Raw genomic sequence first — 22633 nt, forward strand, 5'->3', positions numbered from 1 at the left:
CTATATATAGTGTTACAAGGAAAAATAAAAAGAGCTGATCCATGTGCTCTTCTTTATTCATTGATAATATGAATTTGGCAAGATTTCATTGTTTCCAGCGCTGCACCGTGACTTTCAGGCGTGACCCCAGCACAACAAGAGGCATCTACAATAATTTTCACTTCAGGTGCAAAAGATTTAATCAGCATTGCATTTGAAATCACACAGATATCCGTACAGATACCAATGAGTTCTACCTGTTCAACCCTCTCATCCCTAATGTATTCTGCAAGCTGTATTGAACCGAAAATATTTTTTTCAAAGACCCGTTTAAAGCCTACCTGAGCTTCTTTTCGAATTTCCCAACCCTTTGTTCCTTTTTGACAATGAAGCACGGGCAGATTCTTTCCTTCTTGCGTTGTTAAGTAGTCTTCAAAGTGTGTGTCTTGTGTCGCCAAGCGTTCACTCTCTTTATAAGTATTAAGCTTCTCAACCACTCTCGGAACAATAGTTTGTGCTTCAGCTGTTCCCAAAGAGCCATCTATAAAGTCATTTTGAAAGTCAATCAGTACCAGTAGTTTTTTCATATGCAAAGTGTAACATACCGCCTCAATAAGGTCAACTGCTTCATAGATAGAAAATGAATTAAGGAGCACTCAGTTCTCAGCTTTTGTACTAGATAAAGATTGTAATCCCCAATTGCTCCAAGGAAACTAACATGTTTCATCAAAGCTATTACAGCCGTATCTGTTCTACCGAAAATGACCGTTCTCCCCTGTTTTGACTTGTATAAGCTCTCTATCCAAAAATGAAGTTTTCGTATTCATTTATCTGTAAAAATATTATATAATTATTAATATAAAGGGGCTGCAAACGTACAACCACTGCTGGGATAAAAGAGCTTGTATAGGAATAGGAGGAGGGTGCCTTAGAAGTAAGGAATAAACCAGCAGCCCTTTTTCCGTAAATAAGCTTTGGATAAGAAACGTGTATGACTCACGATAAACGGTTATAGGCATATCCCTTCTCCTTAAAACTCTCAACTGTGGCATCTCGCTTTTAGAAAAACTCTATATGCCATGCTTATTAAAAGCGTGAAACATAGAGGTGTACTAGGGATAAAAAAACAAGTAGGAGGTTCGTTATGAAATGCAAAACAATAATGGAAAATATCGTTTCTGAAAACAGCTCATCTGTATTCGATAAAAAAGTAAATGCTTTTCTAAAAGAACTGGCGGATGACGGTTACTACGTTTTAGAACAGCAGTTTCAGCATACTCGCTCAAGTTTAGCCGTATCAATTATTTATAGTACGAAACCAAAAAAAGAGGAGCTTTAGTCTAGTATGATTGGCAGATAGGAGAGCTTGACTTGCTAGATGCCTTGTCATATCTCAAATTATGCTCAATCATTTTGCTTCCGCCTTAGCCAATGACTTTACTAATCCCACACAAAAAACGCTCAGTTATAGCACTCCTGTGCAAACTTTGAGCGTTTTTCCCATTTTATCAATGGTATTTCTTATCTAAATGGCTATAAATAGGAAGACCAATTAATGTAAAGATGACACCAACTAAGGCTGGAATTTGATTACTCATATAGTCTGAGCTGATCAAAGTCATGAACAAGATGAAGACACCACCGCCGATTGCAATAATTGGGATAATCGGATAGAGTGGCACCTTGTATGGTCGTGCCAGTTCTGGCTCTTTCTTACGCAAGATAAATACCGTAATAAAGACCATAGTATAGAAAATCCAAATTACAAATATCAACATATTTGTAAGGAAATCAAAGGCATCGCTTGAGAACATAGTCACAACCAACATGATTGCAGCAATAGCAACTTGAAGTATACCTGAATTTACTGGAACACCACTTGTTGAAAGTTTTTGGAAAGTTTTCCAAAATGGGAAAGACTTTTCTGTCGCCAAGGCATAAGAAGCACGCATACCTGTCATAGAATAGCCGTTGATTGTTCCATAAACAGATATCAAGATACCAATGGTAACAAGTTTACCTCCCATGCCCCCAAATATCTTATCGGCTACCATAGCAGGAAGATTAGGATTATTTTCCATCAATGTTGGGATACCTAAAGTACGGATGTAGGCCGCGTTAACAAAGATATAGACAAACATGATAGCAACAATCCCGAGGATAATCGCACGTGGCAAATGTTTCGCTGGATTTTTCATTTCTCCAGCGATATTTCCTGCATAAATCCAACCATCATAGGCAAACATTGTAGCCAGCAAACCTGAACCAATAGCTGAAGCCAACGACAAGTTTTGCCCTGCTTGGATTGGCAGAAGCTGAAACTCAACCCCACCGGGACGAAGTAAGCCAACGATAACAATCAAGGCGATTGGGATAAGCTTAATTACGGTTGTTACTGATTGTAAAGCACCACCAGCTTTTGAACTGATAAAGTTAATCAAGGTAACTGAAACAGCTGCAATAACACCAACAATAGCTGTATTGGCCGCACTCACGTTCATTCCAAACAAATTCAAAAATTGTGTTCCAAACACGACAGCAAGCGCTGCAATATTTGCGGGGAAGTATATGATTGATTGTGCCCAGCCTAAGAGAAAGGACCAGCGTTTACCAAAACCACGTTGGATATAACGTATCATCCCACCTGTTTCTGGAATAGCTGCTGCAAGCTCTGCAGCAGTTAACCCACCACAAATCGAAATAATACCACCAAGTACCCAAACCAATATGTGTAATCCAGCCTGGCCCGTCAGTTCCGCAACTCGACCTGCTTTAAAGAATACACCTGCACCAATAACCGTGCCCATTACCGTCGTAAGGGCAGGAAAGAAACCAAGCGTACGCTTCATTTCATTTTTTTGTTCCATAAGAGCTCCTCTTTAAAAGATAAATTTTGACAAGATTAATATTGTCTTAACGTTGATTACTAAAATTAGCATTAGAGAGTAATCTCGAAACCGATTACTCTCTAATTTTATCATATTTTTTAAACTTGTGATAGAGTGAACTTAGTTTTCTCAACCTTTTAATTTTTCAGTAAGTTTTTCAAGCATATCCTTAGTCATCGCATCCAAGTCGTATTTAGGATTGAAGCCCCATTCTTCTTTCGCGCATGTCGCATCGATAGAGTTTGGCCAGCTGTCTGCAATAGCTTGTCGTACAGGATCTACATCGTAATCCATTGTAAAGTCAGGCATGAACTTTTTAATCGAAGCAGCAATTTCTTCTGGTGCAAAACTCATAGCTGTAATATTGAAGGCATTACGGTTGACTAATTTGTCTGCTGGTGCGTTCATCAAGTCAACAATGGCATCAATAGCATCAGGCATGTACATCATGTCCATCTTAGTTCCTTCAGCGATAAAGCTTGAATAGTGACCATTTTTGATTGCTTCATAGTAGATATCAACAGCATAGTCTGTTGTACCACCACCAGGCAAGGTCTTGTATGAAATCAATCCTGGGAAACGTACACCACGTGTATCTACACCAAACTTCGTATAGTAATAGTCACAAAGCAGCTCCATAGAAACTTTCGTCACACCATACATAGTATTTGGACGTTGAATTGTCACTTGCGGTGTGTTGTCCATCGGAGTACTTGGGCCAAATGCAGCAATAGATGATGGTGAGAAGTATTGTAGACCAAGCTCACGCGCTGTTTCCAAAGCATTAACCAATCCACCCATATTGAGCTTCCAAGCAAATTGTGGCTTCGCTTCTGCTACTGCAGAGAGAAGTGAAGCCAAATGGATAATTGTGTCTACACCATTATCTTTGGCAATCTTCAGCATCTTTTCATGATCCATGACATCCAAGATTTCAAAATGTCCATCTGTCACAACTGGATTTCCTTCAACTTCGCGGATGTCAGTTGCGATAACATTATCAACTCCAAGATCATTGCGAAGACGTTCCGTCAATTCTGAACCAATTTGTCCAAGTGCGCCTGTGATGAGTACTTTTTTCATTTTATTTTCTCCAATATATTTGATATATGTTTAGTTACGATAGGAATAATTTTGCTAGGACAGAGCTTAGATTAAACCAATCTCTTTCCCTACTTTGGCAAAGACAGCAACTGCTTGGTCTAACATCTCTTTAGTATGTGCTGCTGTTGGCATTGCACGAACACGACCTGTTCCGAGTGGTACAGTTGGGAAAACGATAGGTTTCACATAAACACCATTTTCAATCAGTTTCTTAGAAAACTCTTGTGTTTTTGCTTCATCTCCCAAGATTACAGGTGTGATTGGTGTTTCTGATACACCTGTATCAAAACCAGCTTTTTGTAATTCTTCTTTGAAATATTTCGCATTGTCCCAAAGTGTCTCTACATATTCTGGATGATCATGCATCAATACAAAGGCTTCTTTTGCAGCTGCGGCTGCACCAGGTGTCAATGAAGTTGAGAAGAGGAAAGGACGCCCTTGTGACTTCAACCAGTCAACCAAAAGTTTTGATCCTGCAACATATCCCCCAACTACGCCGATTGCTTTTGAGAGAGTACCGATTTGGAAGTCAATTTTATCCTGCAATCCAAAATGTTTTACAGTACCGGCACCACCACCCATAACGCCTGAGCCATGTGCATCGTCAACATAAGTGATTAGATTATATTTTTCAGCAATTTCTACAATTTCTGGAAGTTTAGCAATATCACCATCCATTGAGAATACACCGTCTGTGATGTACATTACTTTATTATATTCGCCTGATTCTGTTGCCTCTTTTGCTTTCGCTTCAAGATCAGCCATGTCTTGGTGTTTAACACGAATAATCTTAGCCCCTGAGAGACGACAGCCATCAATAATTGAAGCATGGTTAAGCTCGTCTGAAAGGATGGCATCTCCTTTTTTCATAACTGCACTGATGGCTCCCATGTTACAATTGAAGCCAGACTGAAAAGCTATCGCAGCTTCAGTACCTTTGAACTCGGCAATGGTCTTCTCAAGCTCAATATGAATATCAAGCGTTCCATTAATTGTACGTACAGCCCCTGCACCAGCTCCATACTTGTCTGTTGCATCTTTTGTTGCCTGAATAAGTTCAGGCCGTGTAGCAAACCCCAAATAATTGTTTGAGGCAAGGTTAATCATCTTCTTGCCTGCAACTGTAATTTCTGGGCCATTGGCGCTATCTAGCACGTCAATTGTGTTGAGCAAACCTTTTTCTTTTAGGTTTCCAAGCCCATTTTCGAGGAACTCCGTTAAAACTTTTGAAGTCATTTTTACAACCTTCTTTCACTTTTCGGCTACATTTCCTGTAACCGTTTACAATTAGTTTAACACTTTTCAAAAACTCTTGCAAGATTTTTTGGACTGTTTGCTCATATTTTAATTTAAATTATACAATCTTGTTAACTTTGTGATTTCAAGTAATTTATCGCACAATTAAAAAAAGACTGAAATATGCGTAAAAAGCCCTGAATTACAGAGCTTTTTTACCTATGGATAATTAAGATGTTAAGATTTACTGTTCTTCATCATTCGCAATCAGAAAGTGATCAACGATATCTTCTATACGTGCCAAGTCAACGTTACCACCAGATACAATGGAAACAACCTTCTTGTCTTTCACATATTCATCCACTTTCCCCGCAAGAATCGCTGCAGTTGTAAGAGCGCCAGCACCTTCTACAACGATTTTCGTACGTTGAATAAGGTCTTTAATCGCCAACTCAATTTCTGCTTCTGAAACCAGAACCATATTGTCAACAATTTGGTTAACAACCTCAAATGTCAATTCGCCTGGATAAGCAACGTGACAGCCGTCTGCAATCGTTGGTGCTTCATCGTGATAAACTTTTTTACGTGCCCTAAACGATGCTGTCATTCCATGACAATTTTCAGCTTGTACACCAATAACTTTAATATTTGGATTGAAAGATTTTAAGGCAACAGCAACACCTGATATCAAGCCGCCGCCACCTACAGGAACCAAAACTGTATCCACGTTCCAAAGGTGATCCAAAATTTCCAGACCTATTGTTCCTTGACCAGCCATTACTTCTGTATCATCATAAGGTGGGATGTAAGTAATGTTGTTTTCCTTAGCATAGGCTTCACAGAAAGCCTTGGAGTCATCAAATTGCTCACCTTCAAGCATCACCTCTGCCCCATATCCACGTGTGGCATCTACTTTTGCCTGTGGCGCGCCCTTTGGCATGACAATGATGCTCTTAATTCCTAAAAGTTTTGATGTCAAAGCAACACCCTGTGCATGATTACCAGCTGAACAAGCAATAACACCACGCGCTTTTTCTTCCTCAGACAACTGCGCAATTTTATTAAAAGCGCCACGGAATTTGAATGAGCCTGTTAACTGCATGTTTTCGAGCTTCAAATAAACCTCTCCACCTGTTTTAGCAGTTAAGAACATCGACTGAATCAATGGTGTTTCACGCGCATACTGTTTTACAATATTTTGAGCCTTTTTTATATCTTTAATCGTAACAGGCAGACTTGCTAAATTTGTCATCTTCTCTTTCCTCAAACCCTTTCTAAAATTCTGTATAAGTAACATCTATTGAATCAGCAAGAGGCTTGGAAACTACTTTCCCCTTATAGACACTCAGGCCTGAAAGGAGTTCTTTTGATTTCAATGCTTCATCCAGACCTTTAACAGAGATTTCTTTGAGGAAAGAAAGGTTACCTTGAGCTAAGGCAATGGTCGCTGTACGTGGTGTTGCACCAGGCATATTTGGTACTGCATAGTGAATAATACCATGCTTAATGAAAACAGGATCTGCATGATTCGTTGCATGATCTATTGTTTCCACTGTACCTCCTTGGTCTATAGCAATATCAACAATGACCGAACCAGGTTTCATTGACTTGACCATGTACTCTTTCACCAATTTTGGTGGTTTGGCTCCTGGAATTAGAATTGTTGAGATAAAGATATCTGCAAGTTTGATATTCTCTTCTAAAGCTTCTGTTGTTGACTTGACAATCTCAACGTTTTTTCCTTCATAACGCTCTTTAAGCTGCGCGATACGAGCATCTCCAAGTTCGATGATGATAACTTTACAGCCTAAAGCTACTGCTATATCAGCAGCATTTTCTGCAGCATTTCCACCGCCAAAAATAACAACGGTACCAGCTTCAATACCCGCGATACCTGGCAAGAGAATCCCTTCACCGCCGTGCTGTTTTTCAAGGTAATATTGTCCAATGTTTACTGCACGTCGTCCTGCAATAGCTGACATTGGCTTGAGCAACTCCAGAACACCATTGATGGAGATGTTTTCACCAGAAATAGCTGTTACACCCACCTCCATCATTTTTTCAACACAGGCTTTATTAGCTGCTAGATGAAGGAAGCCCCAGATAATTTGACCTGGTTTAAAGTATTTATATTCAGATTCCATCGGTTCCTTAACTTTAACGATGAGCTCCGCTTCCCAAGCAGTTTCTGTATCTACGATTTGAGCTCCAGCTGCCTCGTAAAGATCATCTGTAAAACCACAACCCGCACCAGCATTTCTATCAACAAGCACTTCGTTCCCTGCTTCAACGAGAATTTTCGCGTTTTCTGGGGTCATCCCTACACGTGCTTCACCTTGTTTTGGGTCTTTAATTACACCAATTTTCATACTTAATTGTTTCTCCTTTTGTGAAAATTTTATCAAGTATATTATAGCGCTTTCATTCTCTTTTGGCAATATTTTTTTTAAAATAAAACATTCTTTTAATATTCCCTTATTCTTATTGTACATATTCTGCAAATTATAAAAAAAGACACTCAAATCTTTCAATTTGGTGTACTTTTTCAGGATATACCTATTAATGATTGACTTCATCTGGGTTTCGAGCAAGGCCCGCTTTGCCATGAAGACTGTCGATAAAGGCTATGTCTTCATCTGACAAGTCAAAATCAAAAATGTCAGCATTTTCTTTGATACGACTTGCTGTTACAGATTTTGGTAATGGGAGGTAACCTTTGTGTAGGCTCCAACGTAAAACGACTTGTGCCACTGTTTTCTCATATTTATCTGCAATATCAGCAAGTTCAGTGATGGCAAAAATTTTGCCTGTACCGAGTGGGCTGTAAGCTTCTGTCAAGATATCGTGTGCTTTATTAAAAGCAACGACCTCTTCTTGCTGATCTGAGGGGTTGACCATGATTTGGTTAACAACAGGCTTTATCTCAGCAACTTCAAGTAATGGTTCCAAATGACGGGGATGGAAGTTTGACACACCAATCGCACGCACTTTATTATTTTTCACGCCATCTTCCATCGCTTTCCAGACAGCTGCGTTTCGTTCAGCAAAATTAGGGCGGAAGGCTTTAGGATTCGGCCAGTGAATCAAATAAAGGTCAACATAGTCTAAGCCGAGTTTTTCTAAACTTTCATCAAGTGCCGCTCTTGCATCTTCAGTTGTTCCAAGATCCCAAAGCTTTGTGGTGATAAACAATTTATCACGTGCAATCCCGCTGTCTTTAATTGCACGTCCCACGGATTCTTCATTGCCATAAACGGCAGCTGTATCAATATGACGATAACCAACTTCTAGAGCCGTTTTGACCGATTGATAGGCCTCCTCGCCATCTTTTGATTGCCATGTCCCAAAACCAACTTTGGGAATTTCCATACCATTTGAAAGAGTGTAAGTTTCTGTAAGTGCCATAAATTCTCCTTTTCTTTACTTCTCGCTTTATTCTATCACTTTATGAAAGGAGACGAAAAAATTTGGTTCGGAAGTGTAGAAGGAGAACGCGGATGTTGGAAGAACAAAGAACAGGTGTTTCCCGCATCTCACCCGTTTCACCACTGAAATGCAGGAATTTTAGAGGAAGGGCTAAATGATTTCTTTAAGCTTCTGGCTGGTAGATAATAAGTGCTGGACGGACGCCCATAAATGCTAAAGAAAGGTCTACATGACCAGTGCGAGTAAGCTGACCAGCCCGCCCATTAGCCGCAACATCCACACGCCAGCCATCACCTGAAATCCCAGGAGTACGTAGCCACCAGCCATGATTATCACCTTGCCCACCTGTCACACGCTCCGCATGATTAGAAAATGCGCTGCTCGGTTGGGAAAGTTTTACCACATCTGCTAAAGATAGTGCAAAGGCTTGCTTTGTTCCTTTTTAATCAACAGCAGTCAAATCGTTTACAACTTCTGCTGCAGCAGAAAAAAGGAGAAATTTACCCTGCTGTATTACTTGATTACAGAACACAGTATTTCCCTCGTCAAGTATTTTAGACTATTTTTAAGTATATTCTCCCGTCTTTTTTAAATATCTCTCTCTTTTAAGTTAAAACTATTTAGTAATTATACAACAGTTTTTTCGGAAAACTTGGACAAAGAAATCCCCTTTAAAATGCACTGCCATTGTTTTACGTGAAACAATACATGCTGGTCTTATCCAATAATCAAAACTGCAAAAAGTCCAGATGAAAAACACTTAAGCTGGAATGTGTTATAATAAGGGTGTTTGTTTAGGCAGAGCCTAAAAGATGAGAACACTACAATAGGAACAAATTATCAAATAAAAAGTTAAAATTTTTTACTGTTCATAAATAATAAGGAAAAAGGAGAAAAACAATGGCTGAAGTCGAATCATTCCAACTTGATCATACAAAAGTTTTAGCACCCTATATACGTTTAATCGGGACAGAAACTGGACCTAAAGGGGATAGCATCACAAACTTTGATGTTCGCTTTATCCAGCCCAATCATGGAGAAATACCAACAAGTGGCTTACATACCATTGAACACGCAATGGCAAGTTTAATCCGCGATCGTATTGATGGTATGATTGACTTCTCACCGTTTGGCTGTCGCACGGGTTTCCACATGATTATGTGGGGCCAACCCAGTTCTGAACAAATTGCCAAAGTTATCACTTCTTCTTTGGAAGAGCTTGCGGGAGATAGCTTTACTTGGGACGATGTTCCTGGTGTTTCAGAAAAAGAGTGTGGAAACTATCGAGATCATTCACTGTTTTCAGCGAAAGAGTGGGCGAAAAAAATCCTAAGCAAAGGCATCTCGTCTGATGCTTTTGAGCGCCGACCAGTAAACTAAAAGTTAAGGAAAGGAAGTCATGGGAAAATACCAGCTAGATTATAAGGGACAAGCTGCTGTCCAAAAATTCCACGAAAAAAATTCAAAAACTAAGACTGACAAATTAGCCAAAATTGAGGCATTAAAAAAACAATATTTGTCTCAAAAGAAAAAAGAGAAAAAAGCATGAAAAAATTAAACATCGCCTATATCGGCTTTGGCAAATCAACCAATCGTTATCACATCCCCTACGTTAAAATTCGTGACCACTTCAACATTTCGCGCATCGTTAATCGTACCTTAGGCAAACGTCCTGAGCAAGCTGTGCTTGAGGCAAATGGTACAGTCTTCTCAACAGATATTAACGACATTATTCAGGACGAGAGCATTGACTTAGTTATTGTTGTCACCCCCGGTTCTGCCCACTATGAAACCAGTAAAAAACTGCTGCTTGGAGGAAAAAATGTTATCTGCGATAAACCTCTGGTAGAAACTTTAGAGCAGGCCAAAGAACTGGTTGCACTTGCCAAAGAAAGAAATCTCTTCTTTATGCCTTTCCAAAACCGCCGCTTTGACAGCGATTTTCTGACGGTTAAAAAGGTTTTGGAAACAGGCTATTTAGGGAATTTGATTGACCTAACTGTAACAATGGATCACTATCGTCCAGCAGATGCAAGTCTGGGAGAGAATTTCGACGGTGCTTGGTACGGCCATGGTGTCCATCTGGTGGATCAGATGGTTTCACTCTTTGGTAAACCTGAAACCGTTCAATACGACGTACGTTCTACACGTGACGCGGTTGCTACAGATGACTACTTCTCTGTCAACTTGATTTATAAAAATTTCCGAGCAACTGTGCAAGCCACAGAACTAGCTGCTGTCAGTCGTCCAAAATGGGTGATTTATGGTTCTAGGGGAACATTAATTAAAGAGCATGTTGATCAGCAGGAAAATGATCTCAAGGCAGGAATAGTTCCAGGAGACGAAGGTTTTGGTGCCGATACACCTCAAGACTTCGCACAATTAACTTATTATAACCAAAACGGCGATCGTATCGCAAAGACAATCCCGACAGTTTCTGGGGATTACGGTCGTGTTTATGATTCAGCCTATAACTCTTTAGTCCACGGTGAAGAAAAGTTAGTTTCAGATGAGCAAATTCTGGCGGTCATTGAAACACTAGAAAATGCTTTTAAATAAATCCTCAAGTAGGATTTTTCTTTTTACTCTTTTAGTTTTCAATGAAAGAGTGAGTCATTTGAGCAAAAAAGTGAAAGAGAAAATGTTAAAATTGTGCTATGACTATTACATTCAAAAATGTCACCAAAAGCTACGGAGAAAAGGCTGTACTTTCAGATATTAACTTCTCTATTGAAAGTCATGAATTTTTTGTACTTGCTGGTTCTTCTGGCGGCGGGAAAACAACATTACTTAAGATGATTAATCGGTTGATTGACCCAAATCAAGGACAGATTTTTATTGACAAACAAGATATCCAAACCATCAATTTACGAGAGCTCCGTCTACAAATAGGCTACGTTCTTCAACAGATAGCGCTCTTTCCTAACATGACTGTTTTAGAAAATATCGGGATTATTCCTGCAATGAAAGGCTGGAGCAAAAGCGAAATCCGTCGGCGTGTTCTTGAACTTCTGCCACTGGTTGGGCTTGACGCAGATAAGTATCTCAACCGTTATCCCCATGAGCTTTCTGGAGGTGAAGCACAGCGAATTGGCATTCTAAGAGCTATCGCCTGCAAGCCTAAAATTATTTTAATGGACGAGCCTTTTTCGGCCCTAGACCCTATATCACGTAAGCAGTTACAAGAACTTGTTAAAGACTTGCAAAAAACTTTGCAAATCACGACGGTTTTCGTCACACATGATATGTCTGAAGGAATGGCAATGGCTGACCGTATCGCTATACTCAAAGAAGGCAGGCTCCAGCAAATTGGTAAACCACAGGAGATTTTAAATGCACCTGCTAATCCATTTGTCGCTGAATTTTTTACTGACTATCAGCAAGATCTCTCTCGATATAAGTTAAAAAACCTTGAAAAAACTCTTGCAGACAATAATTTTTCAGGTGATACTCCCTTGACAGATGTCTTGAAAAGTATGGAGGTGAATACATATGAACAGTCTGATTAACACCTTTCAACAGCAGGAGTCTCAGTTTTGGCTTGCCTTATTGCAACACATCCAGATTTCTTTAGTTTCGCTTTTTATCGCCATACTGATTGCACTTCCTCTGGCATTACTCTTAAGACGTTATTCGAGATTAGCTGAGCCTCTATTGCAAATCACAGGGATTTTTCAAACCATCCCTAGCTTGGCCTTATTAGGACTTTTGATTCCCTTCGTTGGGATTGGCTCGTTACCTGCTATTGTTGCTCTGGTGGTCTATGCTCTCTTTCCAATCATCCAAAATACCTATACAGGGCTTCAACAGATTGATAGCTCCCTGATTGAAGCTGCAAGAGCCTTTGGTATGAATCGGCGTGAACGTTTAATGAAGTTTGAACTGGCGCTTGCCCTGCCATTTATCATGGCCGGCATAAGAACCAGTGGCATTATGGTTATCGGAACAGCAACATTGGCCGCCCTTATCGGAGCAGGAGGGCTTGGAAACTTTATCCTTTTAGGTATCAACTCTAACGATGTCAATCTTATCTTAATTGGGGCTATCTCCTCTGCACTGCTGGCTGTTATATTTTCAACCTTGCTTCGCTTCTTGGAAAAAGCCAAGCTCCAAACCATACTGATAAGCTTCTTTGCGGGACTTTTACTCTTATTAGCCTCTTATTACAATCCTCAGGCAAACAATCACCCCAAAATTACCATTGCTGGTAAGCTTGGTGCTGAACCTACCTTGCTGATTAATATGTACAAGGAAGTGATTGAAAAAAACAGTGATATTGAGGTGACTCTTAAGCCGAACTTTGGGGATACTACCTTCCTCTACAATGCCCTAAAATCTAATAAAATCGATATCTACCCAGAATTTTCAGGAACTATCTTGACAACTTTCTTAAAACATCCAACCACATCAACTGACCCCCAAACAGTTTATGAAGAAGCACGCGCAGGTATTGACAAGCTAGATAATCTTGCCTACCTTTTACCGATGAAATTTCAAGATACTTATGCCTTAGCTGTTAAAACTCACTATGCAGAAAAATATAATCTTAAAACTATTTCAGACCTTCATAAACTTCCTGCTGTTAAAGCTGGCTTTGACTTAGAGTTTGCAAATCGTCAAGACGGCTACAAGGGACTTCAAAGTCTTTATGGCTTAAACTTTGATGTCAAAACAATGCAGACAAGCCTTATCTATAATGCATTAAACAGTAACAATATCGATCTGGCCCAAGTTTACTCTACTGACAGTCAAATCAAGCAATACCAGCTTACCGTGCTCAAAGATGACAAAAAACTTTTTCCACCTTATCAGGCTGCTCCATTGATGAGCAAAAATCTACTCAAAAAATATCCTCAACTGGAACAGATTTTAAATAAACTTGCAGGGGCAATCACCGATGAAGAAATGATTAACATGAACTATGCGGTCAATGTTGAACAAAAAGATCCCGCTGCTGTTGCACATGAGTTCCTAGCTAGACATGATTTACTATAACTCGTAGACCCGTAACAGTCTGAAAACTGCATACCCAAACTCTTTTTAGGCCAAGAAATTACTCTTAAGTTTTGTATCTCCCTGACGTCCCTCTTCTTACTGAATAAATGCAACACAACTGGAATGGTATAATTAAACTATGAAAAAATATGATGTAATCGTTGCTGGTGCTGGTCCCTCAGGCATGATGGCAGCTATAGCTGCTTCTGAAAATGGAGCACATACAGCTTTAATAGACAAAAATCCAAAAGTGGGAAAAAAGTTACTGATGACTGGCGGCGGGCGCTGCAATGTTACAAACAGTCATTCAGTTGAAGAAATCATCGCCCACGTCCCTGGCAATGGGCGCTTTTTGCACAGTGCTTTTACCCAGTTTTCCAATCTTGATATTATTGATTTCTTTGAAAAAAATGGCATAGTTCTTAAAGAAGAAGACCATGGAAGAATGTTTCCCATAACTAATAAATCCAAAACAATCATTGATGCTCTTTTTGATAAGTTACAAGAACTTGGTGTTGACTATTTTCCGAGTTCTACTGTCACTCAGCTCAATATTAAAGATGGGACAATCAAAGGGCTGGAAACAGAAAGTGACAGTTTCAAAGCCCCATGCGTTATTCTGTCTACAGGAGGACGGGCCTACCCCTCAACAGGTTCAACTGGTGATGGGTATAAGTTGGCGAGAAAGGCAGGGCATACTATCACGCCTCTTTACCCCACAGAAGCTCCTCTTGTTTCCTCAGAGAAATTTATCAGTGAGCGAACTTTACAAGGCATTTCCCTTCGTGATATTCGGTTGAGTGTGTTAAACAGCAAGGGAAAAACTCTCGTTGAACACCGGATGGATATGATTTTTACCCACTTTGGCATCAGTGGCCCAGCTGCTCTACGTTGTTCAAGTTTTATTAATCAAGAACTTGCCAAGGGAGCTGAAACTGTAACTGTCCTTCTCGACAGTTTTCCTGACCTATCCACTGCAGAGCTCCTAAATGAATTAAAGCAAGTGACACACGGCAATAATAAAGCTGTAAAAAATGCCTTTGCATCGCTAACCCAAGAACGCTTTTTACTTTTCTTACTGCAGCAAGCCCAAATTGATGCAGATATACCTGCCAAACAATTAACGGAAAAACAGCTCAAAAAGTTCTGCTCCCTTCTCAAAGCTCTATCCATTCAAATCAACAAAACATTTCCCATCGAAAAATCCTTTGTCACTGGCGGTGGTGTTCATCTCAAAGAGATTAACCCTAAAACGATGGAGAGTAAGCTAATCCCTGGCTTATATATAACAGGAGAACTTCTGGATATAAACGGCTATACTGGGGGATATAATATCACCTGTGCCTTTGTTACAGGACATGTTGCAGGCAACCATGCCGCCGAAATGTCTTCTTATATGAAATACTAAGTACTTACACTAAAAAATTCTATAAATAAGTTAATTCTTGCATTCCTCTTATCGAAATGGTATCATGTTAAGGTACCATTTCGCGGAAGTGGCGGAATTGGCAGACGCGCAGGATTAAGGATCCTGTGGCCTATCTTGGCTGTGCGGGTTCAAGTCCCGCCTTCCGCATTATAACAAGGTTTAAGCACTAGTTTTCGACGACGGGTGCTTTTCTTTTTTTCCAGAGTGTACCATGAGTGTACCATCCCCTGCGCGCGGTTTCAACCATTTCAAAAACAGACTTTTGAGCCTGCGCATTCACATGTCCATAGGTATGCTCTGTCACATTGGATACAGGAGAGTGTCCCACAATCCCCTTTAAGGAGAATTGATTGACACCTGCATTAAGAGAATCAGAGATAAAGGTGTGTCTGAAACCATGAGGGGTCATATGAGGTAAGTTGTAAACCTGCTCCACCTTCCTCAATTTTCGATTGAGCCAGTCTCTCTAAAGATTGGTGGACACCACGGCATCAGACTGGTAAAGCTACAGAGAAACTAATTTTCTGCTTGCTCAATATTCATTTTTGCCAGAAGAACCTTCTGCTCCTTCTTCCACTGACGTAACTCCTCTAAGAGGCTTTCGTTCAGTTGGAGATAACGGAAACGGTATTTATTTTTCATACCTCTGACACGCATTATTTCCCAGATTGAGAATCTTTCTCAAGGCGATGGCTCCAATCCACAATCCCTGTCTTGAAATAAATATCCTTCCAAACCAGATTATCCACACCTATATATATTCATAATTAAAGCACAACATCCTCAACTTATGCCTCTTGCATTATTGAGATAACCATTTATTTCCCAAAATTCAGCAATTTAGCCTTTCCAAAAAAACAATCAAACTTGCACAAACTCGCTCATATCCCTTATTATTCAAATGTAAGCCATCATAAGTGAATTGACCCACATTTGCCTCATTAACACCTGATTTTTCATATCCATTCCACACAGGTAAGTCATAATAATTACCAATTTCTAGAATTGCTCTAACATAGTCTCTCAAGTAATTGCCAATCAGGTTAGGGTTTTGACAGTTATAGCCATCTTTGTCACGCTGAAGCGGTGCCATTAGGACAATTACTTGGTTAGGATTAGTTTTTTTAATATGTTCTATTGCTGTTTGAAAGGCACCAATAAAAGTGTCCTCATCAAAGCCTTCCTTTCTTATTTTACCGATTTTTCGATCTAAACGATAATCGTTAGTTCCACCTGCAATCACGACTAAGTCACTCGGGATATACTCCTCTAAAACAGTCGAAACTGTCCCTGAACCATTTGCAGAACCATTCGCTACAGGTCGCCCAGATATCGCCAAATTCTCCAAATGACTGAATCCCAGTGCACGTTTTACTAGAGTTTGATAACCAATAGCAATTTCACCTGTATCAGAATAAGGTTTACCATCCTGTTCACTAATTGAATCCCCAAACCACTGCCCTCTTTTTCCAGACCAATCCATTTTATTTCCAACCCTTTCATGTATTTCCCTTCCCATTTCATAAATAGTTTAAATTTGATATAATGAATTACACAATAGGGAGAAGGACCTTACTATGCAATCTGCAGTCTTATTAAAAATTAAATCACTAGAATCTACATTTACAACTAGTGAGTACGAAATCAGCCAATTTGTAACTGAACATCCCGATTTTGTTATTGCCAATACAATTACTACACTAGCAAAAAAAATCAATACTTCCGAGGCTAGCATCAATCGTTTTTGCAAAAAAATCGGGTTCAAAGGTTTCAATAAGTTCAAAATTGCGCTTGCACAATCTACAACTCAGTTTGAAAAACTTAACCAAGAGGACATTGATGACTCCAATTTACTTGAGTATATCACTGCTGATTACCAAAAAATGGCTGTCAACACCTGTGCCCTGCTTGACGAAAAAACCATTGAAGAGGCTGCTGCTACAATTGTTCTGTCTAGAAAAATCTTCTTGATATCAATTTATCCCACTTCCTTTATCTGTGATGAGTTTGCCTTCAAACTAAGGCAAATTGGTTTAGAAGTCACTCACTTGAAAGAACCATTAGAGGCCCAACTTTCCATTAGCAATATGACTAGCGATTCTTTGCTCATAGCAGTAGTTCCATCTATTGTGACCAAAGATATCATTCCCTTCTTGGCAAACGTTAAAAAGAATAATATCAAAACAATGCTACTGTCTTCAAATGATAATCCAAAAATTGATAATTTGATTGATATTAAGATGATTACGCCTGATCATGTCATGGCCAATAACAGCCTGACTCTTTCAAACACACCTATGATCTCACTCATTTTTGATATCATATATGCGACAATACTTCGTGATAATCGTGCACTGCGCCAAAGAAAACTAAGTAGTGATACAATCATCAATTCTTTCCAAGCCGCGGATTCATCGCGATACGAATGGTAAGACATGTAATAGAGCTGGGATTTACAACTCCAGTTTTTTTATTTTTTCAGTGCCTCTAAGGCCAAAGCAAAGTTTCCAAAGGTTGCTGAACCGTTATCTGCTACACCACTAATTTGAATCAAGTCATCCAAATCAGATGTTTGAACATATCCATTATTAAATTCATTAAAATATTTACGAACCTTAGTCATATCTATCGATTGTAAAACTGAGCCACCAAAAATAATCCGCTCAGGCGCCAAATTAACATAAGTATTGTAAGCAATTTGCCCAGCATAATAAGCGATTAAGTCAAAGACTTCATGGTCTACCGGCAAGTCTTCTCCACTCCTGCCAGTTCGTGCTTTAATCGATGGACCACTCGCCAAGCCCTCAAGGCAGCGATTACCGTGAAACGGACAAACTCCTAAAAAATCACGATCTTTTTCATGCCGTTCGACAATTGCGTGTCCCATCTCAGCATGAGAAATGCCCCCAATAAACTGATTACCTTGAACAGAGCCTCCGCCTATACCTGTACCGATGGTAAAGTAGACTATAGAATGTGTGCCCTGACCATTGCCAAACATCTTTTCGCCATAAGCAGAGCTATTCACATCTGTTGTCCAAACAACCGGTACTTTCAATGCTGATTTGAGAGGTCCAACTATATCCGTATTTTTCCACCCTAATTTCGGGGTACTGGTAATAAATCCGTAGCGTTCAGAATCTTCTTGAATATCAATTGGTCCAAAAGAACCTACTGCTAAGGCTGTCAGTTCATATTTCTCAAAAAATTTTATCACTGCTGTCAAAGTTTCTTCTGGGCTCGTCGTTGGTAATTGTATGCTTTTAATAATTTCAAAGTCAAAATTTGCTACAGAGCAAACAAACTTTGTCCCACCAGCTTCAATGCTTCCTAATAATTTCATATATGTCTCCTTACTCTAGTTTTAAAAAATCGTGTATCTGACACACGATTTTTTAATTATTCATTTTGAGAACCCTTTCAAAATTCTGATACTCTTCTTCAAGTTCATTTTCTTTCATCTGATTTGTCTTTAAAATGTATTGGTAATCATAGTAATTTGGCAAATAGTTTAGCTTCAAAAATGTTTTGGAAAAAGCATTAGCTGCTATTTCACTAGCACGCGATATTTTTGCCTTTCTAGACAAGCCTAAAAACTTAAAGGACTCAATGCTTTCAAGGTTTTCAGAAACACTTTCATCAAGTGTTTCTTCCAAAAAATGAAAAAGTTCATGGGCTAGCACAATTTTTTTCATTCCCTCGAAAGTCACATCGTTTTTATCCGCCAGATCTTGTATAGAACGATTGTAAATCACAATCTCCTTGTTTCCCTTTGCATCAACCTCAAACTGAGCGCGAAACTTCACTTTATAAAATGAACCCTCGCTTTTTGCTGGAGTTACCAAGATATCTAGCTTTTTAAATAAATCCTCCAGAGTGTTCCCCTGATACTTCTGAGCTAGTGCCTTGCCTTTCTCCAAGGATGAAGAAATATAATATGAAATCTTTTTGTCAGGTATTTTATGAAAAAGCATATCTTGTTTCAATTCCAAGTAGGCTAAAAATTCATCTGAAAATCTGTAATTCATCTTATACGCTTCTCCTAAAAATTAGTTATTTGTAAGCAACCGCGATTAATTCTTCTGTATCGTTCAAATTTTCTGTTTCAACATCCAAGATTGATGTCAACTGCTCAATGGTCTGCATTCCTGTCAAGTCTAACATTTTTTCCTTATAAAATATATAAACTTTCGGAATGGTCGCATTGGCATCAGAATAAATCGTATGTTCATCAACAAACTGTAAGAAATCTGAATCCGCTTGATTTTTCTTGAAAACAAAAGAGTGGGCATTACTCTGCTTAAAGCGTACTACACCTTCGCGATCAATGACACAGATATTGTTTTGCTTGCTCTTAAAGAAAAGTTTTTTCTTTATAACTAAGGAATTCATCAAGTTCCAGCGACCAATCTGAGCTTTTCTTTCAACAGTAGATGCATCAACAGAAAGCGCTTCAGCAGTTAACTTCTTTAATTCTTCTTCTGTTACTTCTTCGGCTCCAAGATTTTTTTGGCGCAATTCGGTTGCTCCTGTAGCAACGGCACGAACAATATTTCTTTGTGTATCAATTTCGATATTGACATCTACAGTTTCTTCATTCGCTCCTGACTGAACAATTTTTTCAATAACTTCAGCGCGTATTTTCTTGATATCTTTTTCTGTAGGATTAACAATTGAGCGTTCAATCTGCTCGCGTACCATAGCTAAGGCAACCCCGATAGTTGAGATATATGGTGCATTTTGCGCTAATTTCCACTTCATAGCATAGCGCTCAGCAAGGGCAGGAACAACAATCGCTCCAGAGCCTCCTCCTCCAACAAGGGTGATAAAATTCTTATCCAACTCATACTCAGCAATCAAGTCATCAATAACTGGCTCTAACTTATCAATGGCCAAACGAATAACTTCGCGTGCGGCATCTTCTGCAGTCATTTTCAGATAATTACCTAGAGCTTCCCATGCGTATTTGTTCGCTTCTGTATTACCTTGAGCGTAGTCACCATCCGGAACATATCCAAGTAAGTTAGCTGCACCTGCAAGAGTGTATGAATATTGTTTTCCGCTCTCACCTTTAATAATCACATACTCGCTAGGATCACCTTCACGTGGTGAAACAAACGCGATTTCAGGATTAAGTAGATTTTCTTTCTCTGTAAAGTTTTCATAATCAAGCCCCGCGATGTGAGCAGAGCGTGGTCCGACATCAATAATTTTGCCATCATTAGCACGAATCATTGAGCCACCTGCAACTGCTAATGTCCGAACATCTAGTGAACGAAGGTAAGTCTTGTGTCCCCCGACTTGCGCATATTTAATCATTACTTTTCCGTTTTTGATTACAGAAATGTCAACAGAGGTTCCGCCTACTTCAAAGAAAATACCATCTGATACCTTTTCATACATCAGTGCCCCCGCAACCCCTGCAGCAAGACCAGACAACATTGTCAAAATAGGCCGTTGGCGCACTTCATTAATTGACATAACGCCACCATCACAGCGCATAATCATCAAGTTAGATTGGATATTGGTTTTCAATACTGCATCTTCAGTCATATTCGCCGTTTGCATCATCTTAGGAATGAGCGAAGCGTTGACAACCGCCGTACGTGTACGCATTTTTAAACCATAAAGCTGTGAAATTTCATGTCCACCTGTCGCATACAAACCTTTTTCCTGCGCTTGTTTGATAACCAGCTCTTCATTTTCAGGATCATCTACGGAGTAAGCTTCAGAAGCAACGATAACTTGCGCATCTTTACTCATAAACTCTTTAATTGATGTCTCAATAGCCAAATCATCTAATTTCGAAGAATCAATAAATGTATGCTCTGAGCTTAGAAACTTGTTCGGTGCCAGCTCAATATCACCAACTGCGGTTTCTTTCCTGGCAGATCGCGCATCCATACCCGTTCCCATGCCTATAATACCGACCTTCGCAACATCGCCTTCCAAAAGTGCATTTGTTGCTTGAGTTGTCCCATGAGCGATGAAAGTTACATCGGACGGCGCAATATTATTTTCTGTCAAGATTTTATCGATAATGTTCACAATTCCTTTTGCCACACCTTCTGAGTGAGTGGTTGGAATTTTAACTTTGGCAATGACCTCATAACTGTCATTATCAATCGCTACTGCATCAGTAAAGGTTCCTCCAACGTCAATACCAATTCTTACCTTTTTTCCCATTTTCTTTATTTTTCTCTTTTCTAAAATCTAGTAACATTCTGACAAATTTGCCAGCAAATAAAATACTTGAGATGAGCGTTTACTCCCACCTCGCATTAAGTATTAAAACAAGTAGAAAGTTGAAGCAATCAAACCAATAACTGTTGAAATCCAAATCCAAGGAATCGTTTTCTTCAACACATCATTAACATCTGTTTTTGTGAAATCTGACACCCAGACATTATGTGAGTTTGTAGGATCACATACTGCTTGTACGTTAGAATTCAAGCGCAAAGCAACCATTGCCATAACTGGGTTCATACCACCAGCAACAAGTAAGGAAACAATTCCTGAACCAAGACCCCAAACATTTAATGGACCACGATAAATTGCAAGCGGAGCAAGCAAACCGAAGACTACAACAAACATGATTGGACCGTTAGGAATGATAGCCTCAATTGCGCCATCCAAGATGGTTGAAACCTCTACTGACATGACGGCATTCAGCAACATACCAATACCTATCATCAAGCCTGCTGCTCCAGCAATATCCTGAATCCCTTCGACAAATGCTGAGGATACAACATGAATTAGATTCTTCGGAGTACTTAATAATAAAGCAGCAAGAATACCTGTAATAATAGCTGCTACAAGTGGCACATTGAAAGCAAAAACTAAAACAACTGGTACGATTGGAGCAATTAGAGCAATTGAGCGCACGTTATTGTTGCGCCCTTTATTCGCGGGCATCGCCCAAGCTTTTCTACGTTTTCCGTTAAATTTTACAAAGTAAACCACCATGATAATAGACATGATAATCAAGGGAAGTCCCACCATCCAAGAATAAGATGTCACCGTTTCAAGGGGGAGACCAAGCACATCAATATATACCGCAAGAGTAGAGACTGAGAAAGTTACCCCAATACCATTGGCCAAAAGAAGAATGATGCTAGAAATCATGGGAGAAAGACCCGCAGATATCATGATTGGGATAATGATTGTTCCAACCAAAATGACCATTCCAAGCCCGTTAGAGGCTGTAAAAATAACTGACGCTACGGCTAAGAAAGAGAGAGCAAGCGGTAATGCTTTATCACCAGCCATCTCTGCAGCTTTTTTGATAATCAGCTCGGTAACACCAATTTTTGTCAATATTTTTCCGAAAAGTGATCCAAAAATCAAGCCTGAAATAGCTGTGGCCATACGCATTGAACCATCTTCAAGAACACCCTTAACCAAGGTAAATTTCTCTGGGTCCTCTGACATAAAAGGTACACCTGCAATAACAGAGATTAAGATTGCCATGATTGGAAGTGCCAAGATTGTTGGCAACTTGCGTGTCATCATCAGGGCTACTGCGCCGAGGAAAACAACTATAATTCCGATTAACTGTAAAGTTTCCATTTTTTAT

Annotated in this window: 22 protein-coding genes, 1 tRNA gene and 1 pseudogene; 9 read left to right on the top strand and 15 right to left on the bottom strand. The window is 39.5% G+C overall.

Annotation, left to right across the window (positions count from 1 at the left end):
* Positions 1-53: 53 nt before the first annotated feature.
* A complete protein-coding gene (locus ACGHCK_RS06750) occupies positions 54-566 on the bottom strand; it encodes a cysteine hydrolase family protein (RefSeq protein ID WP_202230028.1) in 513 nt (170 codons plus the stop codon).
* A 557-nt stretch (positions 567-1123) separates the two neighbouring features.
* On the opposite strand from ACGHCK_RS06750, the gene ACGHCK_RS06755 reads away from it, so the two are divergent.
* On the top strand, positions 1124-1318 hold the full coding sequence (locus ACGHCK_RS06755) for a hypothetical protein (protein ID WP_202230026.1): 195 nt from the start codon (positions 1124-1126) through the stop codon (positions 1316-1318).
* Positions 1319-1487: 169 nt separating this feature from the next.
* On the opposite strand, the gene ACGHCK_RS06760 is transcribed toward ACGHCK_RS06755, so the two are convergent.
* The 7 genes and pseudogenes from ACGHCK_RS06760 to ACGHCK_RS06790 form a co-directional block, all read right to left on the bottom strand.
* Positions 1488-2846: an APC family permease gene (locus ACGHCK_RS06760; protein ID WP_251422374.1), complete on the bottom strand. Its 1359-nt coding sequence runs from the start codon at positions 2844-2846 to the stop codon at positions 1488-1490.
* A gap of 150 nt (positions 2847-2996) precedes the next feature.
* Positions 2997-3950: an L-threonine 3-dehydrogenase gene (locus ACGHCK_RS06765; protein ID WP_202230024.1), complete on the bottom strand. Its 954-nt coding sequence runs from the start codon at positions 3948-3950 to the stop codon at positions 2997-2999.
* Between the two features lie 66 nt (positions 3951-4016).
* Positions 4017-5207, bottom strand: coding sequence for a glycine C-acetyltransferase (locus ACGHCK_RS06770; RefSeq protein ID WP_202230023.1), 1191 nt, complete (start codon positions 5205-5207; stop codon positions 4017-4019).
* A 244-nt stretch (positions 5208-5451) separates the two neighbouring features.
* Positions 5452-6459 (bottom strand): bifunctional threonine ammonia-lyase/L-serine ammonia-lyase TdcB, encoded by a 1008-nt coding sequence (gene tdcB, locus ACGHCK_RS06775; RefSeq protein ID WP_202230022.1) that lies wholly within the window; start codon positions 6457-6459, stop codon positions 5452-5454.
* Between the two features lie 22 nt (positions 6460-6481).
* On the bottom strand, positions 6482-7576 hold the full coding sequence (locus ACGHCK_RS06780) for an alanine dehydrogenase (protein ID WP_202230021.1): 1095 nt from the start codon (positions 7574-7576) through the stop codon (positions 6482-6484).
* A gap of 190 nt (positions 7577-7766) precedes the next feature.
* Positions 7767-8612 (bottom strand): aldo/keto reductase, encoded by an 846-nt coding sequence (locus ACGHCK_RS06785; RefSeq protein WP_271328153.1) that lies wholly within the window; start codon positions 8610-8612, stop codon positions 7767-7769.
* Positions 8613-8796: 184 nt separating this feature from the next.
* Positions 8797-9051, bottom strand: a pseudogene (locus ACGHCK_RS06790) (hypothetical protein); the annotation flags it as partial.
* Between the two features lie 482 nt (positions 9052-9533).
* Between ACGHCK_RS06790 and ACGHCK_RS06795 the strand changes: the two are divergent.
* From ACGHCK_RS06795 to ACGHCK_RS06825, 7 genes are all read left to right on the top strand, one after another.
* Positions 9534-10013, top strand: a complete 480-nt coding sequence (locus ACGHCK_RS06795; protein WP_202230018.1) for an S-ribosylhomocysteine lyase — start codon at positions 9534-9536, stop codon at positions 10011-10013.
* A gap of 19 nt (positions 10014-10032) precedes the next feature.
* The gene (locus ACGHCK_RS06800; protein WP_202230017.1) at positions 10033-10182 is read left to right on the top strand and encodes a hypothetical protein; all 150 of its coding nucleotides are present in this window, start codon (positions 10033-10035) and stop codon (positions 10180-10182) included.
* A complete protein-coding gene (locus ACGHCK_RS06805; protein ID WP_271328154.1) occupies positions 10179-11192 on the top strand; it encodes a Gfo/Idh/MocA family oxidoreductase in 1014 nt (337 codons plus the stop codon). The genes ACGHCK_RS06800 and ACGHCK_RS06805 overlap by 4 nt, the downstream gene beginning before the upstream one ends.
* Before the next feature lie 98 nt (positions 11193-11290).
* Positions 11291-12142: an ABC transporter ATP-binding protein gene (locus tag ACGHCK_RS06810; RefSeq protein WP_251422379.1), complete on the top strand. Its 852-nt coding sequence runs from the start codon at positions 11291-11293 to the stop codon at positions 12140-12142.
* Entirely contained in the window at positions 12126-13628 is a 1503-nt protein-coding gene (locus ACGHCK_RS06815; protein WP_202230014.1) for an ABC transporter permease/substrate-binding protein, read from the top strand. Before ACGHCK_RS06810 ends, ACGHCK_RS06815 begins: the two co-directional genes overlap by 17 nt.
* Before the next feature lie 139 nt (positions 13629-13767).
* Positions 13768-15036 (top strand): BaiN/RdsA family NAD(P)/FAD-dependent oxidoreductase, encoded by a 1269-nt coding sequence (locus ACGHCK_RS06820; protein ID WP_271328155.1) that lies wholly within the window; start codon positions 13768-13770, stop codon positions 15034-15036.
* 82 nt (positions 15037-15118) lie between these two features.
* A tRNA-Leu gene (locus ACGHCK_RS06825) sits at positions 15119-15204 on the top strand.
* A 19-nt stretch (positions 15205-15223) separates the two neighbouring features.
* Here ACGHCK_RS06825 and ACGHCK_RS06830 read toward each other — a convergent pair.
* The 3 genes from ACGHCK_RS06830 to ACGHCK_RS06840 all read right to left on the bottom strand — a co-directional run bounded on the left by ACGHCK_RS06830 (position 15224) and on the right by ACGHCK_RS06840 (position 16540).
* Positions 15224-15502: a tyrosine-type recombinase/integrase gene (locus ACGHCK_RS06830; RefSeq protein WP_394304516.1), complete on the bottom strand. Its 279-nt coding sequence runs from the start codon at positions 15500-15502 to the stop codon at positions 15224-15226.
* 71 nt (positions 15503-15573) lie between these two features.
* Entirely contained in the window at positions 15574-15699 is a 126-nt protein-coding gene (locus ACGHCK_RS06835; RefSeq protein WP_271328156.1) for a hypothetical protein, read from the bottom strand.
* Between the two features lie 190 nt (positions 15700-15889).
* Positions 15890-16540, bottom strand: coding sequence for an SGNH/GDSL hydrolase family protein (locus tag ACGHCK_RS06840; protein ID WP_202230011.1), 651 nt, complete (start codon positions 16538-16540; stop codon positions 15890-15892).
* 94 nt (positions 16541-16634) lie between these two features.
* Here ACGHCK_RS06840 and ACGHCK_RS06845 point away from each other — a divergent pair, with 94 nt between their 5' ends.
* Entirely contained in the window at positions 16635-17489 is an 855-nt protein-coding gene (locus tag ACGHCK_RS06845; RefSeq protein WP_202230010.1) for a MurR/RpiR family transcriptional regulator, read from the top strand.
* Positions 17490-17527: 38 nt separating this feature from the next.
* Here ACGHCK_RS06845 and ACGHCK_RS06850 read toward each other — a convergent pair whose 3' ends face one another.
* The 4 genes from ACGHCK_RS06850 to ACGHCK_RS06865 form a co-directional block, all read right to left on the bottom strand.
* Positions 17528-18400 carry an ROK family protein gene (locus ACGHCK_RS06850; RefSeq protein WP_251422381.1) on the bottom strand — a complete coding sequence of 291 codons (873 nt, stop codon included), beginning with the start codon at positions 18398-18400 and terminating at the stop codon, positions 17528-17530.
* A gap of 52 nt (positions 18401-18452) precedes the next feature.
* On the bottom strand, positions 18453-19085 hold the full coding sequence (locus tag ACGHCK_RS06855) for a hypothetical protein (protein ID WP_251422383.1): 633 nt from the start codon (positions 19083-19085) through the stop codon (positions 18453-18455).
* A 25-nt stretch (positions 19086-19110) separates the two neighbouring features.
* On the bottom strand, positions 19111-21243 hold the full coding sequence (locus ACGHCK_RS06860; protein WP_251422386.1) for a hydantoinase/oxoprolinase family protein: 2133 nt from the start codon (positions 21241-21243) through the stop codon (positions 19111-19113).
* Between the two features lie 102 nt (positions 21244-21345).
* On the bottom strand, positions 21346-22626 hold the full coding sequence (locus tag ACGHCK_RS06865) for an MFS transporter (RefSeq protein WP_251422389.1): 1281 nt from the start codon (positions 22624-22626) through the stop codon (positions 21346-21348).
* Between the last annotated feature and the right edge of the window lie 7 nt (positions 22627-22633).

Origin of the sequence: Lactococcus muris, assembly GCF_042849115.1 — a bacterium.
GTDB lineage: Bacteria > Bacillota > Bacilli > Lactobacillales > Streptococcaceae > Lactococcus > Lactococcus muris.

Bases quoted from the DNA above. Each gene is read 5' to 3' on its own strand.
- ACGHCK_RS06765 (WP_202230024.1), bottom strand. From the start codon at position 3,950: ATGAAAAAAGTACTCATCACAGGCGCACTTGGACAAATTGGTTCAGAA.
- ACGHCK_RS06855 (WP_251422383.1), bottom strand. From the start codon at position 19,085: ATGAATTACAGATTTTCAGATGAATTTTTAGCCTACTTGGAATTGAAA.
- ACGHCK_RS06800 (WP_202230017.1), top strand. From the start codon at position 10,033: ATGGGAAAATACCAGCTAGATTATAAGGGACAAGCTGCTGTCCAAAAA.
- ACGHCK_RS06820 (WP_271328155.1), top strand. From the start codon at position 13,768: ATGAAAAAATATGATGTAATCGTTGCTGGTGCTGGTCCCTCAGGCATG.
- ACGHCK_RS06835 (WP_271328156.1), bottom strand. From the start codon at position 15,699: ATGAAAAATAAATACCGTTTCCGTTATCTCCAACTGAACGAAAGCCTC.
- ACGHCK_RS06810 (WP_251422379.1), top strand. From the start codon at position 11,291: ATGACTATTACATTCAAAAATGTCACCAAAAGCTACGGAGAAAAGGCT.
- ACGHCK_RS06795 (WP_202230018.1), top strand. From the start codon at position 9,534: ATGGCTGAAGTCGAATCATTCCAACTTGATCATACAAAAGTTTTAGCA.
- ACGHCK_RS06770 (WP_202230023.1), bottom strand. From the start codon at position 5,207: ATGACTTCAAAAGTTTTAACGGAGTTCCTCGAAAATGGGCTTGGAAAC.
- ACGHCK_RS06865 (WP_251422389.1), bottom strand. From the start codon at position 22,626: ATGGAAACTTTACAGTTAATCGGAATTATAGTTGTTTTCCTCGGCGCA.
- ACGHCK_RS06780 (WP_202230021.1), bottom strand. From the start codon at position 7,576: ATGAAAATTGGTGTAATTAAAGACCCAAAACAAGGTGAAGCACGTGTA.
- ACGHCK_RS06860 (WP_251422386.1), bottom strand. From the start codon at position 21,243: ATGGGAAAAAAGGTAAGAATTGGTATTGACGTTGGAGGAACCTTTACT.
- ACGHCK_RS06840 (WP_202230011.1), bottom strand. From the start codon at position 16,540: ATGGATTGGTCTGGAAAAAGAGGGCAGTGGTTTGGGGATTCAATTAGT.
- ACGHCK_RS06760 (WP_251422374.1), bottom strand. From the start codon at position 2,846: ATGGAACAAAAAAATGAAATGAAGCGTACGCTTGGTTTCTTTCCTGCC.
- tdcB (WP_202230022.1), bottom strand. From the start codon at position 6,459: ATGACAAATTTAGCAAGTCTGCCTGTTACGATTAAAGATATAAAAAAG.
- ACGHCK_RS06845 (WP_202230010.1), top strand. From the start codon at position 16,635: ATGCAATCTGCAGTCTTATTAAAAATTAAATCACTAGAATCTACATTT.
- ACGHCK_RS06805 (WP_271328154.1), top strand. From the start codon at position 10,179: ATGAAAAAATTAAACATCGCCTATATCGGCTTTGGCAAATCAACCAAT.
- ACGHCK_RS06755 (WP_202230026.1), top strand. From the start codon at position 1,124: ATGAAATGCAAAACAATAATGGAAAATATCGTTTCTGAAAACAGCTCA.
- ACGHCK_RS06815 (WP_202230014.1), top strand. From the start codon at position 12,126: ATGAACAGTCTGATTAACACCTTTCAACAGCAGGAGTCTCAGTTTTGG.
- ACGHCK_RS06750 (WP_202230028.1), bottom strand. From the start codon at position 566: ATGAAAAAACTACTGGTACTGATTGACTTTCAAAATGACTTTATAGAT.
- ACGHCK_RS06850 (WP_251422381.1), bottom strand. From the start codon at position 18,400: ATGAAATTATTAGGAAGCATTGAAGCTGGTGGGACAAAGTTTGTTTGC.
- ACGHCK_RS06785 (WP_271328153.1), bottom strand. From the start codon at position 8,612: ATGGCACTTACAGAAACTTACACTCTTTCAAATGGTATGGAAATTCCC.